The following is a 13957-nucleotide window of genomic DNA, read 5'->3' on the forward strand; positions in this document are numbered from 1 at the left end:
GTTACTGTTCTGAAGGTTTTAAAAGATAGTAAACGTTGACTACCAAAATTGCCGCATTGGCAATTATTATAGGTAAACCCACACGTAATGTAGGCATTAAAAATCCATAGATTATAAACAACACACAGCCTGAAATATTAACCATACGTAGTTTCTTTACGTTTTTCATCGTAAAGGACATTAACACCATAAATGATGCTAAATACCCTATATATTCTGTTCCAGTAATTCCAAATAATTCCATCTTATTTCCGCGAAATCGGTAATTTTCAATTAATAGTTAAGCTGAAAAAAGAGAAATTCTATTGCTAAAATTTCTCTTTTATATTTATGTTAGAATTTCTAAAATTCTAGTGAATCTTGTTACGCTTACGATCAACTTCCTTCAAGAAAATCTTACGTAATCTTAAGTGGTTCGGTGTCACCTCAACATATTCATCTTTCTGAATATACTCCAAAGCTTCTTCTAAACTAAACTTAATTGCAGGTACAATCTTAGCCTTATCATCTGCTCCAGAAGAACGTACGTTACTCAACTTTTTAGTCTTCGTTACATTAACTGTCATATCATCACCACGAGAATTTTCCCCAATAACTTGACCTTCATAAATATCTTCACCTGGATCTATAAAAAACTTTCCTCTTTCTTGTAATTTATCAATAGAATATGGTATCGCTTGACCATTTTCCATAGATACTAACGACCCATTCTGTCTTTCAGGAATTCCTCCTTTTAATGGTTGATATTCTTTAAAACGATGTGCCATAATAGCTTCTCCAGCAGTTGCTGTTAATAATTGATTTCGTAAACCAATAATACCACGAGAAGGCACAATAAATTCACAAACCATGCGGTCGCCTTTAGCTTCCATACTTAGCATTTCACCTTTACGCATCGTTACCATTTCAATAGCTTTACCCGAAACGTGTTCTGGTAAATCAATAGTCATTTCTTCGAAAGGTTCACATTTTACACCATCAATTTCCTTGATGATTACTTGTGGCTGACCGATTTGTAGTTCGTAGCCTTCACGGCGCATCGTCTCGATTAAAACTGATAAGTGTAATACACCACGACCAAAAACCATAAACTTATCTGCACTATCTGTCTCTTCAACCCGTAATGCCAAGTTCTTTTCAAGTTCCTTAGTTAAGCGGTCTTTAATATGTCGAGAGGTTACAAATTTTCCGTCTTTTCCGAAGAAAGGACTATCATTAATTGTAAACAACATGCTCATCGTCGGCTCATCAATAGCGATGGTTTTTAAGCCTTCAGGATTTTCAAAATCGGCAACAGTATCACCAATTTCAAAACCTTCAAGACCTACAATAGCACATATGTCACCAGCAACTACTTCGTCTACTTTCTTACGACCAAGACCTTCAAACGTATGTAATTCTTTAATCTTATTTTTTACAATAGAGCCATCACGCTTTACCAAAGATATCTGCTGATTTACTTTTAAGCTACCACGTGTTAAACGTCCAATAGCAATTCGTCCCGTAAACGAAGAGAAATCTAAAGATGTAATTAACATCTGTGTTGTGCCTTCTTCAATTTTTGGCTCAGGAATATGCTCAATCACCATATCTAATAATGGCTCGATATTTTCAGTTTGCTTCTGCCAATCCTCACTCATCCAATTATTCTTTGCCGAACCGTAAACGGTTGGAAAATCTAACTGCCATTCTTCTGCACCAAGCTCAAACATTAAGTCAAACACCTTTTCATGCACCTCATCTGGTGTACAGTTTTCCTTATCAACTTTATTAATAACTACGCAAGGTTTCAACCCTAAATCAATCGCTTTTTGCAATACAAAACGAGTTTGTGGCATTGGCCCTTCAAAAGCATCAACTAATAAAAGTACACCATCAGCCATGTTTAAAACACGCTCTACTTCTCCACCAAAATCAGCGTGACCAGGCGTATCAATGATGTTAATTTTAGTGTCTTTATAGATTACCGAAACGTTTTTAGAAGTAATTGTAATTCCTCTTTCTCGTTCCAAATCGTTGTTATCCAAAATTAAATCGCCTGTATTCTCGTTTTCACGAAATAACTGACAGTGATACATAATTTTATCTACCAAGGTGGTTTTACCGTGGTCAACGTGCGCAATAATTGCAATATTTTTAATAGTCGCCATAATAGGTGCTGATTTTAAGCGTGCAAAGATACGCTTAATAATTGGATATCTGTTTAACTTATTTCAGTATCTTTTTTGGGCGTTCCATCTTCCGCTAAAGCTTCAGATGACCGCGCTTTTCGCTGTATCTTTTTGGGCTTAATTTATTCATTTTCAGCAACTAAAAACTGTATAGGATTTTTAAGCAAGCATCAACTTTCTAAATGTAAGTGGACAAAAAGGATGCCGCTGCCATCGCTAACGCGAGCCTATCAACTTATGCTATTTAAACTCGAAACTTATGGTATATTTGCATCGTAATTTTAAAGGTTTCATCATGGCACTTCAAAACATACCAAACATAAAACACGTAAATTCAGATAACTTCTTTTTACTCTGTGGCCCATGCGCAATCGAAGGCGAAGACATGGCATTACGAATAGCTGAAAAAGTTATTTCTATTACAGATAAATTAGAAATTCCTTACGTGTTTAAAGGAAGTTTTAAAAAAGCCAACCGCAGCCGAATTGATAGTTTTACAGGAATCGGAAACGAAAAAGCACTAAAAATCCTTCGTAAAGTCTCCGAAACATTTAATGTGCCAACGGTAACTGATATTCATGAAGCATCAGATGCCGCAATGGCTGCCGAGTATGTAGATGTACTTCAAATTCCTGCGTTTTTAGTTCGCCAAACTGATTTAGTTGTAGCGGCAGCTGAAACAGGAAAAACTGTCAACTTAAAAAAGGGGCAATTTATGAGTCCAGAAGCCATGAAGCATGCCGTACAAAAAGTAAAAGATGCTGGAAACGAACACGCTTGGATTACTGACCGCGGTACCATGTTTGGTTACCAAGATATGATTGTAGATTTTAGAGGTATACCAACGATGCGTGAGTATGCGCCTACTGTTCTCGATGTAACACATTCTTTACAACAGCCAAATCAAAGTGTTGGTGTTACTGGTGGACGACCAGATATGATAGAAACGATTGCACGCGCTGGCGTTGTAAATAACGTCGATGGTTTATTTATAGAAACGCATTTTGACCCAGCTAATGCAAAAAGTGATGGTGCTAATATGCTTCATTTAGATATTTTAGAAGGTTTGCTCACTAACTTAACAGCGATTAGAAAAGTAGTCACTAATTTTTAGCCTTACCTACTCTTGTAAGCTTAAATGGATTGGTATTAATGCGTAGTTGTTCTTCTAAAATATATTGAATAACCTCATCATTAATATCTTCAACCAATTTGTAACGCAATGAGGTTACGGACTTTCTGTTTTCGGTCACAAAATGTTTTCTATACTTAGTTAATTTATCGCCATGCCAAAATGCTAAATCTACATAGTTTTTTGATTGATTAAGATAACAAACAGGCAAATCGTTGTTGTAATAAAACGGAATCCTCCACTTGTATAATAATTCTGGCTCAGGTAAAACAGCTTCAACAATAGACTGAAGTTGCAACAATATAGATTTAAAAGGCTCTTCCTGATTTAGTATATAGTCTTCAGCAGGTTTCATTAGTGGTTTAGAACAGTCTTAAAATTCCAATTACTATTAAAGCAATTCCTACTATAGCCTTAAATGGCATAAGTTTGGCAGATATTTTTTTAATAGATTCCACCTTAATAACGTGAGTTAATAACAATAATCCTCCAACAAGCTCTACAGCTGTATAAAGCAAATTACCCCAAAAATGCCATATACCAAAGAAGATTAATGCACCACCAATTACGGTTTGAAACGGCACTAAATATCCTGCTATTTTATTAAAAAAATTAGCTTCTCCATCCCATTTATCTAATGTTGCTAATCCTAGTAAGATTCCACCTGAAATACATGCAATCGTTAAAAGTAATCCCATAATGTTTTTGATTTTAAAAGTTAGATACCTTAAAATTAGTTAAAATCTTCTGAAATAGATTTGTTAGTTCTATACTTTTTATTTTACTTTGTATTTCAAAGTACTTTTATTATGAGCAACGAAGACTATCTAAAAGACATTAGTGAGATTAAAAATCTTATGAATAAATCATCCCGATTTATTTCACTCAGCGGTTTATCAGGAATATTAGCTGGTATTTATGCCTTAATAGGAGCAGCAGCAGCATATTGGCTAGTTGAAACTTACAGCAATGGTACATTGTATATTTTTCACGGCAAAGTATTTTGGTTATGTATGGCCATTTTAGCAGCCGTAGCCTTTTTCAGCATAGTCACAGGAATTATCTTAACAACAAGAAAGGCAAAAAAGAACAACGAAAAAATCTGGGATGGTTCCTCAAAACGGTTGCTTATAAATTTTTTAGTGCCTTTAGTTGTTGGCGGAATTTATTGCCTCATAATATTAAGCCAAGGAAGGTATGGACAAACAGCCGGATTAATGCTTATCTTTTATGGGTTGGCTTTAGTTAGCGCTTCTAAATATAGCATAGGAGATATAAGGTATCTTGGACATGTCCAACTAATTTTAGGTTTAATCGCAAGTTATTATCCTGGTTATGGATTTTGGCTTTGGGTTTTAGGCTTTGGAATAATGCACATTATTTACGGTACTTGGATGTATTTTAAATATGATAGACGATGAATTCGAAATTGAAGATGAAACTGAAAAAAAAATTATGGATTAGCTTTGCTGTTCTATTTTTTATTTTATCAAACTACACTGCTTTTTATAGAGCGAAAAGACAAGCCTACTTAGAGTGCATAGATTTTAATGTTCTGTCAATTATTGATAATACAATTACTTTTGGGATATGCTTTACTTTATCTTTAATTGGTGTTTTGATTTTAAAACGTAAATAAAAAAATTGAGCTGCCAACTGCTAACTGCTAACTGCTAACTGCTAACTGCTAACTAAAATGAGCATAATCACTAACATAAACAAACTATTTGACCATCGCATTCGACTGGGTATAATGTCAGTGCTTATGGTGAATGAGTATGCCGATTTTAATACACTTAAAGACTTGCTTGGCGCCACAGACGGTAACCTTGCAAGTCATACGAAAGCCCTCGAGAAAGCGGAATATATTTTAATAGAAAAACAATTTATTGGCAAAAAGCCAAATACGCGCTATTCTGCTACAAAACTAGGAAAAGCCGAATTTAAAAAACATATTAATGCACTGGAAAAACTAATAAAAAAGACTTAGTAAAAACCGAAACCTATTTTTTTACGTATTTACTTTGAAATACAAAGTACTTTTAATATTTAAATTTTTAATCATATGGAACAATCGAACACACCTCCGCAAGAACCAACAACACAAAACAAATTCACTAATTGGTTAAAAACGTCAATCACCGCTCGTATGCTTATGGTTGGATTTTTAGTCATTATACTTCTGATACCTCTTTCATACATCAACAGCTTAATTAGAGAACGTTCCTACAGACAGTCTGATGTCGTAAGAGAAATAAACGGAAAATGGGGAAACAACGTTTTAGTTTATGGCCCTATGCTCAAAATCCCCTATAAAACTTATACAGAGACCAAAACTTATAACGAAACCACAAAGACTTATCTCACAGAAACTAAAACTTTTATTAAACACGCGTATATATTTCCCGAAAAACTTGACGCAGACGTTAATGTAAACTCTAAAACATTAAATCGAGGAAACTTTGAATCTGCTGTATTTACAACAAAAATGGATTTTTCAGGTCATTTTATTCCTACAGATTTAAGTTCTAAAGACATAAAAGAAGAGGATATCCTGTGGGAAAAAGCTACAGTTATCATAAAAACATCAAATCTTAAAGGTATTAAGAGCGAAATGGTATTGAAGTTAAATGACGCTTCATACAGCTTTCAAACTAATTTCAATTCAGATAACTCAAATAAACAATCAAATTTAGATGTTTTAGAATCTGGATTTATAAATGCAAAACAACTTAGTGATACTAATGACGATGCTTTTAGTATTAGTATGGCCTTTAACGGAAGTGAACAAATAGACATCATTCCCATAGGAAAAACAACAACTATGTCCATGAGCTCTAATTGGGCTGACCCAAGTTTTGTTGGCAATTACTTGCCTAATGACGAGACAAAAAAAATCACAAAAGATGGTTTTAAAGCCGATTGGAAAGTGCTTCAAATCAATCGCGCTTTTTCTCAGCAACACTTAAATTCTATTCCAAACCTTAATCGTTTTGCTTTCGGCACAAAGTTTATGGTTATGGTTGATGAATACCAAAAGAGTGAACGCTCTGCCAAATATGGTTTTCTTGTTATTGGGCTCACATTTCTAATTTTCTTTCTCATCCAAACCATGAGCAAGATTCATATTCATCCTTTTCAATATTTAATGATTGGATTGGCTTTAACCATGTTCTACACATTATTAGTTTCCATTTCCGAGCATAGTAATTTCTTAAAAGCCTACTTAGTTGCAGGAGTTTCTGTAGTTGCATTAATCACTTTTTACTCAAAATCAATTTTAAAAAGTTTTAAGTTTTCAAGTTTTATAGGCATTTCTTTAGTGGCCTTATATGCGTTTATATACGTAATAATTCAACTTGAAAATTATGCCCTATTGGTAGGAAGCGTCGGCCTTTTCTTAATTCTAGCAACAGTAATGTTTGTATCAAGAAAAATAGATTGGCACAACGATTAATTAGTTGGTGGTTAGCCTCGTTCCGCTTTTGAATTACCAAAATGAACGAGGTTTAATTTAAAACGCGATATGAAAAACAACATCAATATTACCGGAAGACTAATTGCTTTACTCAGTTTTGTTATAGGCACAATGCTTTTAGCCTTTTATCTATATTTTGGAGAATCTACTGTACAAATACATGTCGCTATTTTATTTATAGTGATAGCCTTTATTCTCAACACTATACTATTTGCGGTAATTCTTGGCGCTACACTACTTAATAAGACTAACAGAATTGAAGGCCTAAAAACCTTAGTCATTATGCTGTGCAATATTCCTATATCAATTCTATATTTCTATATGGTCATTACATTTCCTGGACATAAACTACTATTATGAAGCTGAAATTAAACTTACATTATCTCACATTTGCAATTACTCTATTTATAATCGAGGCTTGCATTGCTATCTTTCTTAAATCTGGATTTATAAGGCACACGTTTGGGGACTATCTCGTTGTTATCTTATTATATTGCGGATTAAGAGGAATCAGTGATTTAGGTGTTTGGCGGAGTGCTATCTTAGTCCTTATTGTTTCTTTTATAATTGAGTTTCTTCAACTCACTTCAATCTTAGCGGTACTTAATTTAGATAATAACAGCCTCGCAAAGTTAGTCTTTGGTACAACTTTTCAGTTTACAGATTTGATAGCTTACGCTTTAGGCATCGTAACTGTTTTGATTTTTGAACCTAAGCTTCGAGAAAAGATAAATTTTCGCCGTTTCTTCAAGATAAAATATATAATTAGTCTTGGAGTTTTATTTGGACTTCTATGTCTTTCTATTCCTAATTACATCGTTGCAAAAACAGCTGAAAATAAAACGTTTTACAATATTAAAGATATTCCAAAAAATAAAGTCGGACTCGTTTTAGGCGCAAACAAATACACATCTAACGGAAATATTAGCTTATACTATTTATACAGAGTTGATGCAACAGCTAAACTATTTCAAGCCAATAAAATTGAATACGTTTTAGTGAGTGGCGATAACAGTAGAAAGAATTACAACGAACCTAGTATGTTTAAAGAAGACCTAGTTAAGAGAGGAATTCCTGAAAATAAAATTTTCTTAGACTATGCAGGTTTTAGAACCTTAGATTCTGTCGTAAGAGCAAAGGAGATTTTTGGTCAACATAGTATTACCATAATCTCACAACGTTTCCATTGCCAACGTGCCATATTTCTGGCAAATGCACATGATATAAAAGCTGTCGGTTTTAATGCCAAACACTATAAGAGAGCTCAATTTTTCAACAAACCATCAAGAGAATACTTGGCAAGAGCAAAAGCCGTTTTAGATGTCCTCACAGACAAGAAACCCAAATATTTAGGAAACCCAATTGCAATACGATAACTCATGAAACAGCTATTATTCAGAAAATTCGAAACTATATCTCTAGTATGTCCAGCAATTATAATGAGTAGCTTTTTACTTATACTTCGTGTTAAACTAAACAAGTCATTTTTCTACTTATTCCTAGTTTGGAATATTGTTCTAGCCATAGTTCCTTATGCTATAACTATGTATTTAAGCTCGGTAAAACTAAGTAGATTAAAACTAATATTATGGTTTTGTGTTTGGGTAGTATTTCTTCCCAACGCACCATACATCATAACAGATTTACTGCATTTACGAGTAAGCAATTCGCATATGCTATGGTTAGATATTTTAGTGATATTATCCTTTGCTGGTACTGGCCTATTGCTTTTCTTTTTATCTCTAAATGACATGAGACTATTACTAAACAGTCACTTTAAAAAGCTACAAACAAAGTACTTCATGACTGCAATTGTATTTCTTTGTGCCTTCGGAGTTTATTTAGGAAGATATCTACGCTACAACTCTTGGGAAATACTAAGTAAACCACAACGTTTATTTTCGGATATCTTAGAAATGATTACAAATCCTTTTAATAACTCTGAAGTTTGGTTATTTACATTTGGATTTGGAGCTTTTTTGTATGTCGGGTTGAAAATATTTAATAAACTATCAAAAAAAGACGTCTTAGCATAATATGTAAGAAAATATAACTCATGTGATTTTATCATTTTCTAATAATTTATATTTTTAAGCTCAATATTAGCTTAAAAAGAATGACAACAAATTATTATCCAGCGAGTCCAACAAATGTTCCTAAAAACTTAACAGCCTTGACTACGTCTTACCAAACCAGAGCGTTTCTAGCTATTTTAGCTATCATACTTTTCTTCGTTTTATATGGCGCTCTAGTTGTTGCGCTAGGGTATCTTGTCTATTGGGCGTTTACCTACGATATTGGACGCATAAATAAGTTAACTATCCTAGGAAAAGTTGGTGCTGTTGCAGGTACTGCAATGCTTTTCTTCTTCACTCTAAAATTTATCTTTAAACTTAAAAATCATAAGCCAGAGAATAGAATAAAACTAAAAAAAGAGGACTATCCCGAACTCTGGGATTTCATTTTAAAAATTTGTGACGAAACTGGCGCACCAAAACCAAAAAACATCTATGCAGACCCTGATGTTAATGCCTATGTAGCTTACAGCAATATGTGGCTAAGTTTATTTCTTCCAGTAAAAAAAGAATTAACTATTGGTTTAGGTTTAGTGAGCTGTATTAATATGTCAGAATTCAAAGCAGTTATGAGTCATGAATTTGGTCATTTTTCGCAACGAAGTATGAAAATTGGAAGCTATATTATTTCAGCCAATACAATTATCCATGATATGATTTTCGCAAGAGATAAATGGGATGATATATTAGACCAATGGCGTGCGTCTGATTTAAGGCTATCTTTTGCTGCTTGGGTAATAACACCAATTATATGGGTTATTCGTCAAGTACTTGCTCTATTCTATCAGTTTTTAAATATTATGTATTCCTCATTATCACGAGAAATGGAGTTTAATGCAGATAAAGTAGCCATCAGTACATCTGGAAGTGACGCTATTATATCTGGACTTTGGAAACTAGATAGCGGTTTTACCAAATGGAATAGCACAATACAACATGCTTACCTGGCAGCTCCAAAAAAGATATTTACTAAAAATCTCTACACACACAACAATTTATCGATTTCAAAAGATAAAGATGAACAATTTGAAGCCCTATCGTCTCTGCCAAAAGACGAACGTGGCGGTAAAAAATTCTTTACCAGCTCGGAACATTCTAAGGTAAATATGTATGCCAGTCACCCACCAAATGATATGCGCCAAGACAATGCTAAAGTGCCTTACATAGATTGCCCGAATGACGAAACATCGCCTTGGGTTTTATTTTCTAATGCTGAAAAGCTTCAGGAAGAAATGACGCAATTAATCTATAATCAATATTTGAATAAAACGCCTGAGAATTTTAGTGCCGTTGAAGATTTTGAAAATTTTATCACTACAGAAAATAAAGACAAAAAGCTACTAGAAGAGTATCAAAATACGTTTGAAAATCGCTACCTCAACATACCCGATTTAGATAAAATTGATAGCACTTCCAAAGAGATAAATGTTGATTCATCAAAACTAAAGACCTTAAAAGAGGAACTAACAAAACTTATGCAACCTGTAAAAGACATAGAGTTATTGATGGAAAAAGCCAATCAGATTGCTAGTGGTACAACTAAGGAAAAAACATTTGCCTTCAAAGAGAAAAGCTATACTAAAAAAACATTACAAGAAGGTTATATGAACTTACTCTCCGAGCGCGAAAAAATACTAAATGAAAATTTTAAGGCGTGGGACACTGAGTTTTGCAACTATCATTATGCGTTAGCCAAACAGAAAAATAAGGCTTCAGAATTAAAGAAAATTTACAAACAGCACCAGTTATTATCAGATTTTTACAGAGCATCTGTAAACGTAAAAAATACAATTGTAAATGAACTCAATGCTTTACAATCAAGAGAAGTTACTGAAAACGACGTTAGACGTTTTGGCTATCGGGTTAACGACTTGGCCTTAAGTCTTAATGCCGAGCTCGATAAATTTGATACTATGGAATTTGTTAGCCTTCCAAACATTGATACTATCCAAGAATTAAAAGAGGCTATTATCGAAGGTGGCGAATTCAAAAAACAAACAGGAAATATTTTTGAAAATGGTGGTTTTAATATACTGTATACAGCCGTTGAGAATGCTACAGTACATTGCCAAAGAATAGACCAAAAAAGCATTGGATTAATTCTTGACTTTCATAATCAATTACAGCGCTAAAAAACGCTACGCCTTACCATCTGCATAATCTTGAAGGTAACTGTAACGTTTAGTCAATTTACCGTCCGAAGTTGTCATTTTAGCGCGCTGTAAAATGCCATCTTTGTCGTCATTAAAAAAGGCAGGAATAACATGCTCTAAAAATGCATCTCCAAAACCTTCACTAGCGTCTTTTGGAAGTTCACATGGCAAATTATCTACTGCCATAACGGTGATTGCGCCATTGGCGTTAAAAGCAACTTCTGCTTCAGTTTGTGGGTTGTAACCATAAAAAGGGTCTGCAATTGTCGATGGGCGAATAGTACTTGCCACAGGACCATCAATATCGCAACTTACGTCAGCCACTAAATTGATTCTGAAATCAGGGTGTTTTGCATCTTCCCTAGTGAATAAATACGGAGCGCCATCACCATAAAAATGACCGGCTATAAAGTAATCGGTTTGTTTTGCATAAGGCATAAAATTACTCTCGTAACCACTTGGGTCCTTATAAAACGCATTCTTATCTCCAACTTTTCCGTCTTTACGTTTGGCATATTCCATAACATCTGCCATACAATAAACAGGTTCTGTAAATTCTGAAGTAAGATATAAGGCGTTACTTATTTGCTTAATCCCCAAATGGTCTAAAATCTCTTTTGCACCATAGGCTACTTTACCTGTTCCTGTAAGTAATATTTTTATATTCGGAATGGTAATTTTATCGAGTTCGGCTTTTACAGTGTCTAAATCAGGAAGACTTTCAACTTTTGGTAGATTGAATAATCCGTCTCGCAAACCTAAGGCTCTAAAACCATTATATGCGCCAACTAAGCCAGCATAGCGGCCAAAACCAATTAAACGTGCTCCGCTTCGCTTTACAATAGTTTCATGGTCGTACATTTCTATGCCGTTATCCAACATAGCTTGGAGCAGCTTTCGGTTATAAGGTTGCTTTTTTATGGTATGTGAGAAATAGAAATATTTTTTATTCGGAATTAAATGGTCTATTGGCACTTCTTTTACACCAATCATTACATCGGCATCGCTGACATCATCTGTCACTTTAAAACCCAAATCGGTATAAGCAGTATCAGGAAATATTCTGATATCAGATGATTCTACTACGAACTCCGCATCCGGGAACCGATTACGGGCCTCGGCAAGTTTTTCTGGTGAAAATACGACGCGACGATCTGGCGGATTTTTACGTTCTTTGATTATGGCGAATTTCATACAAAATAATTTCAGCCAAAATTAAGATTATAAAACAGTAGAACAAATATTTTTAAGAATCAACGCGCTCTACTTCACTTTCACTTTTTAAAACTTCAGTACCATCGTCTTGAACAATAAAAAGTGCTTTATTCCCAGACTCGCCTTTTCGCGTAATTTCATTGCCTTGAATAGTTTTTGTAACAGAATTGGTATAAGTTTCTTTTACTTTACCAGTTGCCGTTCCGTTTCCCCATTTCCATTTTACTTGTGTTCCTTCTTTAATCATGTTGTTTTTATTTCATTATTATCTCATTAAAATATAGCACGCTCATCCTAATATTTCTGCCAATTCTATCTTAAAATTTTAATTAACACTTTTTAGCAAAGACTATTATTCTTTTGTTAAATACCGCTAAAAATTTCGTTTAGTGCGAAATAAATATAAATTGTTTAAGTATTTAACCATAAAATTAAACAACATGAAATTTATTAAAGAAGAAGACGAGGAAAGAAGAGACTACATTTTTCAAAAAGACAAAAAAACAATCTTTACCACCAGATTTGTCATCATTGTCTTAGCTGTACTAATTATTGCATTAATTTTTTCTTATAAATATTTAAGATAAACAGCAGTTGCATTAAAAATCATCAACTAATCACTCACTTCTTGAACAGAAAAAAACTTAAAAAATATCAAAATCCAGACTTTGTCTACAGTCTTATCAAAGAACCCGAGGAGATTATTAATGTATTTGATTTGGTTTATGTAGATGATTCCGCTTTGGTCATAAAACGGAAAGAAGAAAAAAAAGGATTTATTTATCTGTCAGCCAATAAACCTATTTCTGATAAAAAGGAATTAAATCGGATTAAAAGGTTGGCCATACCACCCGTTTGGAAAAAGGTTAAGATTTCAAAAACATCCCAAGGCCATTTACAAGCCGTCGGTAGAGATGAAAAACTAAGAAAACAATACATCTACCATGAACTTTGGAAGAAAATAAGAAATCAGACCAAGTTTTTTAAAATGGCATCATTTGGAAAGCAGCTTCCAAAAATTAGAAAAAAAATTGCCGAAGATATTAATCAAAAAGGATGGCCATTAACAAAAACAATTGCACTTGTGATTAGGCTTATGGAAGAAACGCATATTCGTATAGGAAATGACCAATATGCCAAGAAAAATAAAACATATGGTCTTTCTACATTAAGAAAAAAACATATCGACCATCAAGAAGATTCTATAACGTTTCATTTCATAGGTAAAAAAGGAAAAGAACACAATATTGAATTGAATGATGATAAATTAATAAAACTAGTAAATCAATGTGAAGAAATTCCGGGATGGGAGCTTTTTAAATATTATGACGAAAATAATGAAAAGCAAACGCTAGAAAGCGGAATGATTAATGATTACCTCCATAATATCACCGAAGATATTTATACCGCAAAAGATTTTAGAACTTGGGCGGCTACTGTTATTTTCTTTGAATCATTATACGATTTAGGACTTCCTAAGAAGAAAAAGAAAAGAAAAAAAAGAATTCTCAAAGCACTCGATAAAACTTCAGAAGCTCTAGGGAATACAAGAAATATTTGTAGAAAATATTATGTGCATCCTGCCTTAATAAATAAGTTTTTAACAGGCACAATTCAAGAAGATTTTGACACTTACAAGAATTTTGAGGAAAAAAATCACCTTTCTGCATCAGAACAAGCCGTATTACAATTAATCGAAAACTATGTACCTAGTTTTCTTACAACTTAAAAAA

At 33.6% G+C, this 13957-nt stretch carries 15 protein-coding genes; 9 read left to right on the plus strand and 6 right to left on the minus strand.

All coding sequences use genetic code 11. The features are described from left to right. Position 1 precedes the first annotated feature (1 nt). Positions 2–244 carry a uroporphyrinogen decarboxylase gene (locus DFQ05_RS10470; protein WP_132705352.1) on the minus strand — a complete coding sequence of 81 codons (243 nt, stop codon included), beginning with the start codon at positions 242–244 and terminating at the stop codon, positions 2–4. Positions 245–350: 106 nt separating this feature from the next. After that, positions 351–2150, minus strand: a complete 1800-nt coding sequence (gene typA / locus DFQ05_RS10475; RefSeq protein ID WP_199221991.1) for a translational GTPase TypA — start codon at positions 2148–2150, stop codon at positions 351–353. 316 nt (positions 2151–2466) lie between these two features. Between typA and kdsA the strand changes: the two genes are divergently transcribed. Continuing rightward, positions 2467–3285: a 3-deoxy-8-phosphooctulonate synthase gene (kdsA, locus tag DFQ05_RS10480; RefSeq protein ID WP_132705434.1), complete on the plus strand. Its 819-nt coding sequence runs from the start codon at positions 2467–2469 to the stop codon at positions 3283–3285. Here kdsA and DFQ05_RS10485 read toward each other — a convergent pair. Both DFQ05_RS10485 and DFQ05_RS10490 read right to left on the minus strand, forming a co-directional pair. Further along, a complete protein-coding gene (locus tag DFQ05_RS10485; RefSeq protein WP_132705354.1) occupies positions 3275–3658 on the minus strand; it encodes a DUF1801 domain-containing protein in 384 nt (127 codons plus the stop codon). The genes kdsA and DFQ05_RS10485 overlap by 11 nt on opposite strands. A 7-nt stretch (positions 3659–3665) precedes the next feature. After that, complete coding sequence (locus tag DFQ05_RS10490; RefSeq protein WP_132705355.1) at positions 3666–4001, minus strand: hypothetical protein; 336 nt, start codon at positions 3999–4001, stop codon at positions 3666–3668. Positions 4002–4112: 111 nt separating this feature from the next. On the opposite strand from DFQ05_RS10490, the gene DFQ05_RS10495 reads away from it, so the two are divergent. The 7 genes from DFQ05_RS10495 (at position 4113) to DFQ05_RS10525 (ending at position 10988) form a co-directional block, all read left to right on the plus strand. Further along, complete coding sequence (locus DFQ05_RS10495; protein ID WP_132705356.1) at positions 4113–4724, plus strand: hypothetical protein; 612 nt, start codon at positions 4113–4115, stop codon at positions 4722–4724. Between the two features lie 275 nt (positions 4725–4999). Beyond that, complete coding sequence (locus tag DFQ05_RS10500) at positions 5000–5293, plus strand: winged helix-turn-helix domain-containing protein (protein ID WP_132705357.1); 294 nt, start codon at positions 5000–5002, stop codon at positions 5291–5293. A 75-nt stretch (positions 5294–5368) separates the two neighbouring features. Beyond that, on the plus strand, positions 5369–6760 hold the full coding sequence (gene creD, locus DFQ05_RS10505; RefSeq protein ID WP_132705358.1) for a cell envelope integrity protein CreD: 1392 nt from the start codon (positions 5369–5371) through the stop codon (positions 6758–6760). Positions 6761–6829: 69 nt separating this feature from the next. Continuing rightward, complete coding sequence (locus DFQ05_RS10510; protein WP_132705359.1) at positions 6830–7141, plus strand: hypothetical protein; 312 nt, start codon at positions 6830–6832, stop codon at positions 7139–7141. Next, positions 7138–8157 carry a DUF2809 domain-containing protein gene (locus DFQ05_RS13815; protein ID WP_132705360.1) on the plus strand — a complete coding sequence of 340 codons (1020 nt, stop codon included), beginning with the start codon at positions 7138–7140 and terminating at the stop codon, positions 8155–8157. Before DFQ05_RS10510 ends, DFQ05_RS13815 begins: the two co-directional genes overlap by 4 nt. Before the next feature lie 3 nt (positions 8158–8160). Further along, positions 8161–8817 carry a DUF1361 domain-containing protein gene (locus tag DFQ05_RS10520; protein ID WP_132705361.1) on the plus strand — a complete coding sequence of 219 codons (657 nt, stop codon included), beginning with the start codon at positions 8161–8163 and terminating at the stop codon, positions 8815–8817. Positions 8818–8897: 80 nt separating this feature from the next. After that, positions 8898–10988 (plus strand): M48 family metalloprotease, encoded by a 2091-nt coding sequence (locus tag DFQ05_RS10525; RefSeq protein WP_132705362.1) that lies wholly within the window; start codon positions 8898–8900, stop codon positions 10986–10988. Positions 10989–10994: 6 nt separating this feature from the next. Here DFQ05_RS10525 and DFQ05_RS10530 read toward each other — a convergent pair whose 3' ends face one another. Together DFQ05_RS10530 and DFQ05_RS10535 are read right to left on the minus strand one after the other, a co-directional pair. Then, the gene (locus tag DFQ05_RS10530) at positions 10995–12203 is read right to left on the minus strand and encodes an NAD(P)-dependent oxidoreductase (RefSeq protein WP_132705363.1); all 1209 of its coding nucleotides are present in this window, start codon (positions 12201–12203) and stop codon (positions 10995–10997) included. Positions 12204–12255: 52 nt separating this feature from the next. Next, positions 12256–12471, minus strand: coding sequence for a hypervirulence associated TUDOR domain-containing protein (locus tag DFQ05_RS10535; RefSeq protein WP_132705364.1), 216 nt, complete (start codon positions 12469–12471; stop codon positions 12256–12258). Between the two features lie 381 nt (positions 12472–12852). Here DFQ05_RS10535 and DFQ05_RS10540 point away from each other — a divergent pair, with 381 nt between their 5' ends. Then, the gene (locus tag DFQ05_RS10540; protein ID WP_132705365.1) at positions 12853–13953 is read left to right on the plus strand and encodes a DNA topoisomerase IB; all 1101 of its coding nucleotides are present in this window, start codon (positions 12853–12855) and stop codon (positions 13951–13953) included. Positions 13954–13957 lie beyond the last annotated feature (4 nt).

It is taken from the genome of Winogradskyella wandonensis, assembly GCF_004346845.1.
GTDB lineage: Bacteria > Bacteroidota > Bacteroidia > Flavobacteriales > Flavobacteriaceae > Winogradskyella > Winogradskyella wandonensis.